This window comes from Paraburkholderia humisilvae (assembly GCF_902859855.1).
Classification (GTDB): domain Bacteria; phylum Pseudomonadota; class Gammaproteobacteria; order Burkholderiales; family Burkholderiaceae; genus Paraburkholderia; species Paraburkholderia humisilvae.
The window spans coordinates 1-11617 of sequence record NZ_CADIKH010000106.1 but is presented as its reverse complement, the minus strand read 5'-3'; the positions used below and the strand labels follow the sequence as shown (position 1 = coordinate 11617).

The window sequence follows — 11617 nt, the reverse complement described above, 5'->3', positions numbered from 1 at the left end:
GGATGGCCGGTCGGTCAGACGTTCGTATTCGGCACGCGCGGCCAGCACACCCGGCGAGGCTTGCGCGGCGCGCTGCTGGTCGGACGTGAGGCTCGCCAGCAACGCGGCAACGCGGTCGTACGCTTGCGCATTGGTGTAGTTGACGATCGCGTCCTGCAGCGCGCGCGGCGTGGAGTCGCGCCGGTAGCGCAGCTCGGCGACGCGTCCCGCGTCGATCGGATAGGGATCGTAGAAGTACGTCATCTCGCCGAGATCGTCGGTCGTTGCCGCGCCGCTGGCGAGCAGGTGGCGGTACGCGTCGTTGGCGTCGTCATCCAGTTGCAGCAGCCGCGCGAGCTCTGCGTAGTTGCGCCAGAAATCCTCGTCGGCGTCGCGCGCGCCGGCGCGTGCGCGCTTTAGCGCCAGGAAAGACGCGCGATAGTCGCCCGCGCGATACAACACGCTCGCCGTGCGCAGCGCCGCATTCGCATCGTTCGGGTGGCGCGCCTGCACCGCGCGGTAAGCGGCAAGCGCCTGATCATCGTGGCCGGCGCGTTCCGCGAGCGCGCCGATGCGCCGGTCGAGCGCATCGGCATTCGCGCCGCGCGGCAACGAGCGCAGAAAGGCGAGACCGTCGTCGGGACGGCCGAGGTGTTCGAAGGTCGCGGTCACGTTGTCGACGAGCTTCAGATCGCCGGGCGTCGCGCGCGCCTGATGGATCAGCGCGGTCAGATACGCTTCGTCGTCGTCGAGCATGGGGGCGATGCGCAACACGTTTTGCCAGCCGACCGGGTCGTCCGACAGTTGTGCGTAGTCGAGCCACGACTTCAGCGCGCGCGATGGGTCGCGATTCCATTCGGCGGTCTGCGCGAGGCGTTTGACCCACAACACCGAATGCGGGTCGCGCTGCACCTGCTGCGCGGCGATCTTTTCGGCGCTCGCCAGATCGCCGGATTCGATGAACGCGTTGAAGACAATATTGGCGATATCGGGATTTGAGTCAGCCGATGATGCGGTGGGTTGCACATTTGTCGCGATGCGGACCAGACGCGCGCCGTGGCGCCTGCCGAACGACGCGGCCGTAACGGGCCACACGACCGGTCCGTCACGATACGCAAACGATGCATGCGATACCGCGCGCGCTTCGCTCACCAACCTCGCATACGCCGTCGCTCGGCCGGCGCCCTCTCCGGCTTGCGCGGATACGCGGCTGTCATGCGGTTCAACCGGCTGCGATTGTACGTAGCGGGCCAGCATTCGCACATAATGGTCGACGACATCGGGACGGTTCGCCGCGCGAGCGAGGTTCAGCAGCACGACAAGCGTTGCCGGATCATCGGCGAGCGAGCCGAGTTGCGCGTCCGCTGCAGCGAGCGCATCGGCGAACAGATTGCCCGACTGCAGCGCGCGAATCCCCGCGATAAAGCATCGCCGCTGTTCGTAGCGCGTTTGCGCGGACGCCTGCTTGCGGAACCAGGCGTCCGCTGCCGCGCGGTAGTCGCCGGTCTGCAGCGCGTAACGCGCGATCTGCGTATCCCACTCGTTTCGCCCTTTCGGATCGTGTTGCGACAAGCGCGTATAGAAATCCGTCGCGAGCCGCGGCAAACCGGCCGACGCCGCGCGCCGCGCGAGCCATTCGAGATCGCGTGGCGCCCACTCGTCACGCGCGGCCCCTGTCAAACGCTCGCGCAAGTCGGCCAACGCGGCTGCACGGCGCGGGTCGGTTTCGGTGAGCGCGAAGGCCCGTTGCTCCGCAACCGCGAGACGCAGCATCGTTGCCGCGCGCCGCATGTCGTCGGTACGCAGCGCATCCATTCTGTTGGCGACGCGCTGCGCGTCATCGGCACGACCGAGATACAGGTACTGCGCACCGAGCAGCGACAGGAACTCCTCATTGTCCGGCTGCACGCGTGACCATGCTTCGAGATACGCGACGGAGAGTTCGCTTGGCGCGCCGACCGACGCGACACGTGCGCGCATTCCACCGCGTGGAGCTACCGCATACATTGTGACGATCACCACCGCGGCGAGCAGCACCACCAACGGCGTCCACGTGATGCGAGGACGCTTGCCTCTCGCACCGGTGGTCACGTCCGTGTCCTGATCAGTCACCACAGGCAACCTCGACGGGTTGATAGTCGATCTTCAGGCCGACCGCAGGCGGCGTATCGAAGCGCAACTGCGCCCCGTCGCGCCGCGCGGCCACCGGATGGCCGGCCATGCTCACGCTGCAACGCTGCGCGTTCGCGAGCTCGACAAACGGCTGATAGTAGCCGCCGAACTCAAACGACATGCCGTGCGCGTCACGTGTAAAGCGGCGCACAAAGCCGTTCGCCTGCGCGATGTACGGTACCGCGCCGGCCGACGCACCCGCGGGCTGCGCAGCCGGCGCAGCGTTCGCCGCATCGAAGACGACGCGTGCGGCGCCGTCCGCGATGTGAACGTACGTGCCGTCCGGCCCCGCCGCATAACCGGTCACGCCGCGTGATGCCCGCAGGTCGGGCGCGTTCGCGGCTGGCCAGTGCAGCTCACGCACTTCGCCGTTGCCGCGCACGATCCACGCGCCGATTGCCGCATTCGTGGCAGTGCCGGTCGACGCATCGGCCGCGCGCACTGCGCGCGCAACCGCGAAGCCGCGCCAGTCGAGCACCTTGTGCGCGTAATCGGTGATCTGCACGGGCAAGACCGGCTGCTTGAGCACCGTCGAAAAAACCTGGTCGAGCGCGCGCAGCGACGCGACCTTGGTGCCGCTGTACATGTGGTAGTAGACGTCGATCGGCTTGAAGCGCAGCGGCCGCTCGGTCATATCGAATGTCTCGAGCACGCGCGTGAAGCCGTAGAACGGTCCGATCCAGTCGTTCGTATAGACGTTCTCGTCCTGGTTCGGCGCATATATCTGGTACGCCCCCGGCCCTTTCGCGATGCCGATCGGCGCGATGTTCGTCCAGCTGTTCACGCTCTTCGTGATGACCGTGTCGCCCCCGTTGATATTGTCCACGCCCGCCGCATAGACCTTGCGCACGACGATTGCCGGCGGCTCGCAGTTGCCGGGCCATTGCAGCACGACGGCCTTCTTGCCCGGCGGCGCGAGGCGGGTATTGATGTAATCGATCGAGCCGGTAATTTCGCGGTCGATGTCAAATCTGTAGTTCGGGATGTTCAGCGAGAACGCGGTGTCGCCGCCGCCGCGGTCGACGCGCTCGCCCGTCTGCGCGCTAACGTCTTCCCATTTGAACGGATGCGAGTACGTGTGCGTGCCGATCGCGACATACGGCAGCGCGAACATCTTGTGCGCGATCGCCTCGAGGCGCGGCGAGATCTGCGGATAGAGGCCTTGCGGGCCGACCTCGCCTTCGATCACCGATAGCGTCATCGGCACCCTGAAGCGTGTGAAGATCCGCTCGTACAGCGCTTCGCCCGAATAGTCGGGACCGGGAAACTCCGCGCGCGACGCGAAGCCGTCTCCGTCGACGTGCGTCATGAACAGACGCCGGCCATTCTCGGTGGTCACGCTCGGCGCCGGCATCGGCGGTAGGCGCAGTGCCTCGGCGAAAAACCGGATCGGCTGGATCGCCCAGCGCTCCTGACCGATACCGTTGAGCGACACGACCGTGTACGGGGTCAGCGCGTAGCCGCCCCACGGCGTGATCGCGACCGGATCGAGTGTCGCTTCGCCAGACTTCACACGTAACAGCGGCCGGCTTGCTGCGCCGACCCGCACGCCGGTCAGGTCACGTGGCCCGAGCCTGGGTTGCGCCTCGAAGCCGATGATCGGGTCGCGCGACACGATACTGAGCGGACCGGAAAACGGCCCCGCGACGGGCTGCAGATCGAGCGCCGGGCCCTCGTCCCCGGCCGCATCGAAGCCAAACTGACCGATGAACGCGACCGGCACATGCGCGGCGATCCGCGCGTCGATCCACCTGCGCCATGCGGCCCCGTCATGCGGATCGTCACCCTCGAGCCAGACGACGACGCCAGCGTAGCGGTCCGGCGCCACATCGTCGGGTAACGTGTCGTTCACGTCCGCGTATTCGACGTCGTAGCCGAGATAGTTGAGCGGCGTTGCGGCATCGCGCACCCCCGGTGTTTCGTCCAGTGGAACGTCGCGGGCGCGATCCTGCACGATCAGGACGCGCCGCGGCAGGACCTCGATCGCGCCGATGCCGACCACATTGCGCGCGGCGTTTGTCACGTAAGGCGTGACGCCGCTCGCGACAACCTGTGCCGCGGTCGTGCGCGCGCACGCGCGGTCGTCGGCGGGGCACAGTTCGATGGAAATCACCGGCACGCCGGTGCGCCGCATGAACGACTGCGCCGCGTCGATGCGCGCCGCGCGCTCGGCGGCGGCCACGTCGAACGGTCTGCCGCCCGGCGCAACGCCCCGCACGAGCGACGCTCCGACCACTGCGTACAGTGCTGCCGCGTGCGGCAGCGCCGCCTGCAATGCGTCGTCGCCGCCGATCATCAGGCGCGCGTCGGGATGGGCGGAGTGAATCGCATCGAGCGCGGCGACCGCGCCGGGTGTATCGAGCAGAAACCCGCGATAGCCGCGCTGCCATAATGGCTCAATCTGCTGCGACACGAACGACGAGGCTTCGCCGCTCCCCGCACGCGTGCGTGCGATCCAGGCGGTATGCGCAAGCAGATGCGCGTTGGGCTCGAAACCGCTCGCGGGATCGGTGACGACGGCATCGAACGCCTGCAGCAGATCGACCGGAGGATGCGCGCCGTCGAAGAAGGCGATGTCCGGCGAAGCGGTTCGCTGAAGCAAACCGGCATCGCGCACGGTGCTCTGCGGTTGCGGCGAGGCCGTCGGCGTCTGCGCATGGGCGCACGGCGCCGCGCTTGCGCTTAGCATCGCAAGGGCAAGCGCCCGCCACGCCGCAAGTCGCATCCGCAATGTCGAAGAAAGCCGGCGCTCGACCGCCGGCAGCGGCGTCGCCGCACCCGCGTGAATCTCCGCTGACATGAAGAGTATCCGTTCGTTTATTGCCTTTAACCGGACCGTCAAATTGGCCACCTTCTCCAGCGAATTTGAATGGTGAGTGAAGACCGATCCTTACGGATGCGAAAATTATCTATGTGTATACACTCGGTGGCAAATTTGCGCCCCTCTTTTCTTATCGGAAGTCACGATCTATTACCCCTCAATAAAAAAACCAATCCATCCCAAATCAACCCTGACTATCGGTCACGTCGATGCAATGACACGTCTTGACACGAATAATCAAAAAATAAATAGATTGAATTTTCTGCTAATAGATCATCGATTACCTCCGTTTAGCAAAACGTGGCTTCCAATATCATCAAAATTACAGATTTCATCGCTCATTTATTAAAACAATATAAAGCACTCCTTTTTATATTACTTATTGACCGGTGCACAGTATGCCCCCTCGAATGCTCAATGTCCACACGTAAACATCTAAGTTAGGAAACCGCATCAATATAAATCAAACCTCGCACCACGGGAACAATTCATATCTATCAGATGTCCTCTTTACCATCAAGACGGGTCGTCACTCTAATTTCGTATTTTTGCGCACACACGAAATGCGACCGTGCGCGCAAAGCCCATCAGCCCCACGATAGCCGCAATTTATCCATCGGACGCCCTCTCGGCTCCGCATCTGACCTTGGCGAACAAGACGTACCGCGGCGCCCGTCAACAACTGCGTGAAATTTTCAACGCTCTGCATTTGATCTATGTGCGTGTGCGCTGCAAATGTCGCCGCCCGCCATCCGACCATCGCGATAACGCGGCCAACCGACTTTGGGCAAACAAACCCAGCCGTTCTTGCGGTCCAACCTGATCTGCTCCGGTCGGGGTAGCGGAAGCCATCGAGCAGCCATTGCGCCGGAAGCGGGGGAAGCCAGCGCGACACCCGAAGAAGTTCCCTGTAGGTCGGCCCCGATATCCTTCAGTGCTTGTCGCGGGACATGGACTGGCGCATCAGCCACAGAGTTTCGGCGCTGCCAGTGCGCTTTTCGTATCCAGATCCATTTGGCCTTCGTGACGAAATACCGTCACGCTGTGCTCACAAAAGAGATTTTGGATGACGTACGCAATGTCTTGCCAACGTGCGCGGACTTCGAGTCTGAGCTCGTGGAGTTCGATGGCAAGCACGCCGATGTAACCCGCCGCATCTTTGGCCCACATGTACAGGTGACTTGCTGGTCGCACGAATACATCCTTGGCAAGATCAATTCCGAACGTGACAATACGTATGGGCTTCCTCATTCACCCGGTCGTTCATGAATGTTCGAAACTTCATCGCGGCATCGTCGATTCCGATTGCGGTATCCCAGCAGCCTCGGGATGGGGAAGTCCGTTCATTCTCTAAGTAAAGTCTATTTTACAGGTTACAGATGAAATTAGCAGTCTCGAGAACGCCCGATTCGACGCTCGGCGATTGGAGAAGAAGTGTTGAACGTCACAACGCATGGATGGACGACAATCCCCGGACTTCAAGGCGCAGCAAATCGATGTCGCAGTTGTCTCAGATAAGTCAAACCCGCAAGGCGATGTGCCTCGCGGTGCTGCTCGCTAGTGATTACGTCTTCAAGGCTCAGTCAGCGCTGCCACCTTCTGGCAACACCACCGACTGGCGCGCTCGGGAGCCCGGAGCTCATGCCTCGTCGTTCGCGCAAGGGCCGCGCGGTAACACGCAAGGCAAAGCCTGCAAGTATGATTGCAATGCGAATGAGCATCGGGCGGTGGAAGGCTCCCCCCCAGCTATCCTCAAAAAAAGCGGCCTTACCGCTCAACCGCTCGGGTCTCACACGGCCGGGGCCACCGGGGAATCCGCCGGTTTGAAGCCCCCCAGCATGGCGTCCGGCTCTGTACCGATGAGGCGCGCAAGAAGCGCGCAGGCACCGTCGCAACCTGCAGCATATCTATCGCTCAACGGCGACTTGGAAATCGACGCGGGCGGGCTGATTGGCGCGCGCGTCCTAGCGATGCGCGAATTACTGCAAGACGCGGCCAAAAACCGGGAGGACGAACAATTGCTGGAGCTCGCCAACGGCATCCACCAGGCCGCCCAGCGCAACCGGGCCGACAAGGCAGCAGTTGATCTGTCGCTCGCCCTGTTCCTAAAGGAGGCATCTGTCTGGGCAAATACTCAAGGTGCAAGTGAGGTACAGGTAGCGGAACACGTGAAGATCACCGCATTCCGGGACGCGTGGTCCCTCGCCTTAGCCCCCCCACCTCCCCCGAACTTCAGGAATCGGACTGAATTGGCGGAACTGTATATTGCGAAAGAAAACATCCCACAGACCGCCTTCAATCCGAAATTGCATCAAATGGTCGGGGTGCCAGATCGCAATACATTTGTAGATCAGATAAGCCAAACTCGCGACGTTGCGATTCAATACTTCAAACAGTTTGACGATTACATCCGGGCGCACCTGGACACCGCGGTAAAGGCGAAAATGACGTCGAACCTGCAGGACGCCGGGGTCGGCAGACTCAGCGCTGAATTCCGGCCGGATAAGGCCTGGGTCATAAGCGAGGCATCCGTCATGTTGCTTGACCCCGTCTCGCGGACATATCGGACCATACAACCATTTGTCCCCGACCGGAAAGAACCTGCGTTACTGGTGCCCGCGCCCAGCGGTCTTTATCTGCTGATCAGGCCAGATGGTTCGTTGAAGTACCTCAACGGTGCGATCAGGAATGAGTGGATACAGAAAGACGTTGTCGTGAGAGCTTTGGGAGTAAGGCAGCCCGATGACACAGTACCCTTAACGGCGCCGTCCGGTGGCGATGACGGGCTTGAAGGATTAACCGCCCCTCCGCAGATCAAATTCGAATCCGAGCTGCTTCATACTCCGCATCGGCCGGTTAAAATCGCGGATATCGTAGAAAGCAAGGTGAGACGTCACCTGCTTTCGCTGATCGAAACGTGGAAAGAAAGCGCATACGCCCCCCCCCTCGGCGAGCGTGTGCTCAATTTCGTTGTTCCGTTCTATGAAGCAATAAATCGGTCCCTGTTGGACCCACGACACAAGATCGCCGTATCAGACATCGCGATGGATACGGTGAACCTCGGGCTGACCCTGTTTTCGATTGGTACCAGCGCGCTATGCTTCAAGGGCATCCGAACCGGTATCCTGGCCGCGCGCACCGCGAATGTGGCCACTGCCTCAGGAAGAGCGTCGGCGGTTATGCGCGCGGTGCTTGAGGGCACCAAGACCAGCTCGTTCCTGATTCAGGCGGGCAAGGAACTAACGGATTTTGTCGTGCCCGTCTTTACTCTGAACAGGATCCTGCATTCCGCGGCGCGTCTGCCTTGGCGCGCTGCTGCACGCCAAGTACGCCGCGAGCTGGCGAAGTTAGATCGCGCAGCCTCAAAAATTATTGACAAGGCGAATGTGCTGGACGAAATCTACAACAGCATGGCGCGAGGACCTAATCATGCGATATTGATCGCAAACATGAGAACTGCCATTGATGCAAGGGCAACTGCAAGCATTCCACCAAAACTGTACAGAGGTCAGAAGGTCGCCCCGAGCGGGAACATATTGTATTCGCCCTGGAAAAACGTGGATGCTGCGTCCAGAGATGATTATCTCGCCGCCTGTATCAGGCATTCGGCGAGAACAGGCGGCTCAATGGGCGGAGTGCTTTCATTGAGCCCTCATGCCGGCGTGGCCATACGATTCCTGCACGGACCAGAAGCAAGGCTCGTTGAAATCAACGCAGCACAGGACCTGCTCAATTTTCGCACCATTGAAAACATTATCAAGGAAGATGGTCCACGACTGGTTAGCGAAGGGAAAATAAAAACTGGTACGCTGGCTGCCGCGGTAAGAAACAGCCTGGATCAAGCTGAGCACGAGGTGTTTTACATGCTTGGGAGCATTCCCGACTCGATGACCAAGGTTCACGCGGTAGACTCCTTGCCAAGAAATGCTTTCGCCTTCTACGATAACTTGGCATACGCCCATGACATATCAGACAGCATGAAGGTCGCCGCTTTCGCTTCGCCGACGCACGGTCTGGAGTCAGTTGCCACTCGACTCAGGACAATGGGTGACTGGAACAGTGACATCGGCGATCTTGCACCGGTCGCAACTGCAAATGCTTTGGAGAGACGGATCATTATCCACGGTCATCCGGCGCAAATCGACGGTCTTTCGCTTGTGCCACGTAATCCGGAGTCAGGTCCTCCGCTGCACATCACCTATCAACCGGGGCATTATGACGCTTTGATTGACGGGCAGGCGTACGAAGTAGCTGGTGATGGCGACTGCTTCTTTCGAGCCGTATTGATGAGCTTGAGTCGCGCTCGTGATGTTCCACCGTCATCGGTAAGGCAGCTACGCGAAAAAGCCGCGGAGGAGGTGCTACTTCATCCGCACGAGTACGAACCCTTCCTCTCAACGGAGTAAGCATCTGCGTGCACTCGATAGTTCTCTAACGCGACAAAAGCATACCCTCTGCAGCATTTGAATACGTCGACAATCCTGAGCGACAAAATCCAGTCTTTTTGACATCCTCCCCGCCCTTCAGGACTGTTGTTTACCCATAAATGGAGTCATTCGTTTTACTTGAAGATGCAATACATCTAGGTGAGTTCCTGCAGGGCGCCATATAACGGTTGGGCCGGGCAGACGATCATGTTTGCGCGCTAGATAGCCACCGAGCCGGGTGTCACTTTTCAGGGTACAACCGGATCAGGTTTTCTACCACCATTGAACCTGGTTGGGGGCGATGCTCTTAAAATGCGTATATACGCCCAGCCAAACACCGCCGACTCAACAGGAATAACGTGCGAAGCCCAATCGTTGTTGCGCCATCGATACAGTTCCAAAAGGAACGCCCGAGGCTGCGTCATAATCGGCCGACAGGGCATGGGAGCAATGTAGAGCATGAAAGACAGAGCGACGATCGTATGCAGACGGGACGGCAAGATTCTCCTCGTCGCCCGCGCGCGGTCACGGTGGTCGTCTCCCGGCGGCACGGTGAAGCGGTCCGAATCGCCGCTGGATGCGGTCCGGCGCGAGCCGGAAGAGGAGACCTCGCTTGTCGCGACATGGCTCACGTACCTGTTCCATTTTGGCGGTCGCAGCAAACGGCACCAGATTTTCCTCGTCGACATTTCGCAGGACGCCTCTCCTGAGCCGCGCAACGAGATCTCACGTTGTCGGTGGTTCAGCCCGACAAAGATATCGACGCTTGTAACCAGGATACCGACCCGGGAAATCGTCAATCTCGGTTTCCGACGGCTGGTTGCCACAAATCTCCGGTTGCCCGTCAGCGACGAACTGTCTGCGCGCGTTAATGCGCAGGACGAGCGCGTGACCGATCTTGGCCATATAGCTGTACAACAGACCTGAACTGACCACCAAAAGAAAAGTCGTGATAGGGAACGTCGAACTATTGTCTCGCCTCGTGCTCGCTGCTGCGCTTGGAAGCGTCATCGGATTCGAGCGTGAGAGGCTGAACTGGGCCGCGGGTCTGCGCACTCACATGCTCGTGTGCGTCGGCTCGACATTGATCATGCTGGTCTCTGCGTTCGGGTTTGCCGACGTGCTGGGCCAGCAGAACGTCATACTCGATCCGTCCCGGCTCGCCGCACAAGTGGTATCCGGCATCGGGTTCCTCGGCGCTGGAGCGATCCTGATGCGCGGCGAAATTGTGCGTGGCTTGACGACCGCAGCCAGTCTCTGGTCAGTCGCCGGAATCGGTCTGGCGGTTGGCGGAGGCATGTACGTCGCAGCCATCGGCGCGACGATCATCATCCTGATCATCCTTGCCGGAATAAAGCCACTCGAACGCCGCTTCATTTCCGTTAAACAGGAACGCAACATCCAGTTGCTTGTCGAACGAGGCAGTGTTTCGCTCGACAGCGTCTATCGCGCGCTGGCTTCCGGAAGCATCCGGGTCAAGCAGTTCATCGTCCAGCAATCGGAAGATGACCCCGATCTCGACGACGTGCAGATCGCACTGTCGCGGACTACCGAAAGCGAATTCACGACGATATCTACAAGGCTGGAAGCCATGTCAGGTGTCCGCGAATGTCGGCATCGCAAGTGAGGCTGGCGCAGGGCATGATGTGCACATATGAATATCACGGTTTCTCCCTTGAGGTGGCCGTCGAATCCGGCTTTAGCCGGCCCGTGCGTTGTTCGAGCGCGACTGACCTAAGTTCAAGCGCATGCGCGTCGCGGAACTTGCGGGTAATGGTTTCCCGCGGCCGCTGCGGCTAGCGGTCGGTCACGGTTATCTCCGGAACCATGAGACGCCTTTCTCGCTCGAGAATCTCTTTGGCCTTCCTATGCAGCAGCGTTTCGCGAATCTCCTGGGGCGTCACTCCGGCGGGCAGGCCTGTCTCTGCATCGACCAAGTCGAACGCACCTACAGCCCGCGCCCGTGCCTGATCCACTGCGGCATCGAGCAGGACATTGTCTTGCCAGTGGCTGCACCAATGCGCCCTGCTCACGAGCAGACGCGTACGGTGGTGCAACTCTTCTGGGCTCATGGCAGTTATCGCCGGATCGTAGAGGTGGCCTCATTCGTTCGGACAGGATCCGCGAGTTTTTAAGTGGAATCGCTGAGGCAATCAAGCTGCCGATTTTATCGCTGGCAGCATGGCGAAGTATGCTTCATCCGGTGTCTGATCGGCCA

General features: G+C 60.6%; 7 protein-coding genes. 4 read left to right on the top strand and 3 right to left on the bottom strand.

Annotated elements, in window-relative coordinates; all coding sequences use genetic code 11:
* Nucleotides 1-2094: tetratricopeptide repeat protein (locus tag HV796_RS37840; RefSeq protein ID WP_246356283.1), on the bottom strand; the 2094-nt coding region annotated here is incomplete at its 3' end.
* Nucleotides 2084-4951, bottom strand: a complete 2868-nt coding sequence (locus HV796_RS37835) for a bifunctional glycoside hydrolase/polysaccharide deacetylase family protein (protein WP_246356282.1) — start codon at nucleotides 4949-4951, stop codon at nucleotides 2084-2086. The genes HV796_RS37835 and HV796_RS37840, both read right to left, overlap by 11 nt.
* A gap of 1044 nt (nucleotides 4952-5995) precedes the next feature.
* Between HV796_RS37835 and HV796_RS37830 the strand changes: the two genes are divergently transcribed.
* From HV796_RS37830 to HV796_RS37815, 4 genes are all read left to right on the top strand, one after another.
* Nucleotides 5996-6241 carry a hypothetical protein gene (locus HV796_RS37830; protein WP_343053071.1) on the top strand — a complete coding sequence of 82 codons (246 nt, stop codon included), beginning with the start codon at nucleotides 5996-5998 and terminating at the stop codon, nucleotides 6239-6241.
* Between the two features lie 110 nt (nucleotides 6242-6351).
* On the top strand, nucleotides 6352-9378 hold the full coding sequence (locus HV796_RS37825; protein ID WP_175232943.1) for an OTU domain-containing protein: 3027 nt from the start codon (nucleotides 6352-6354) through the stop codon (nucleotides 9376-9378).
* Between the two features lie 480 nt (nucleotides 9379-9858).
* Nucleotides 9859-10326 (top strand): NUDIX hydrolase, encoded by a 468-nt coding sequence (locus tag HV796_RS37820; RefSeq protein ID WP_175232942.1) that lies wholly within the window; start codon nucleotides 9859-9861, stop codon nucleotides 10324-10326.
* Between the two features lie 22 nt (nucleotides 10327-10348).
* A complete protein-coding gene (locus HV796_RS37815; RefSeq protein WP_175232941.1) occupies nucleotides 10349-11026 on the top strand; it encodes an MgtC/SapB family protein in 678 nt (225 codons plus the stop codon).
* 169 nt (nucleotides 11027-11195) lie between these two features.
* Here the strand turns inward: HV796_RS37815 and HV796_RS37810 are convergent, their stop codons facing one another.
* On the bottom strand, nucleotides 11196-11471 hold the full coding sequence (locus tag HV796_RS37810) for a hypothetical protein (protein WP_175232940.1): 276 nt from the start codon (nucleotides 11469-11471) through the stop codon (nucleotides 11196-11198).
* Between the last annotated feature and the right edge of the window lie 146 nt (nucleotides 11472-11617).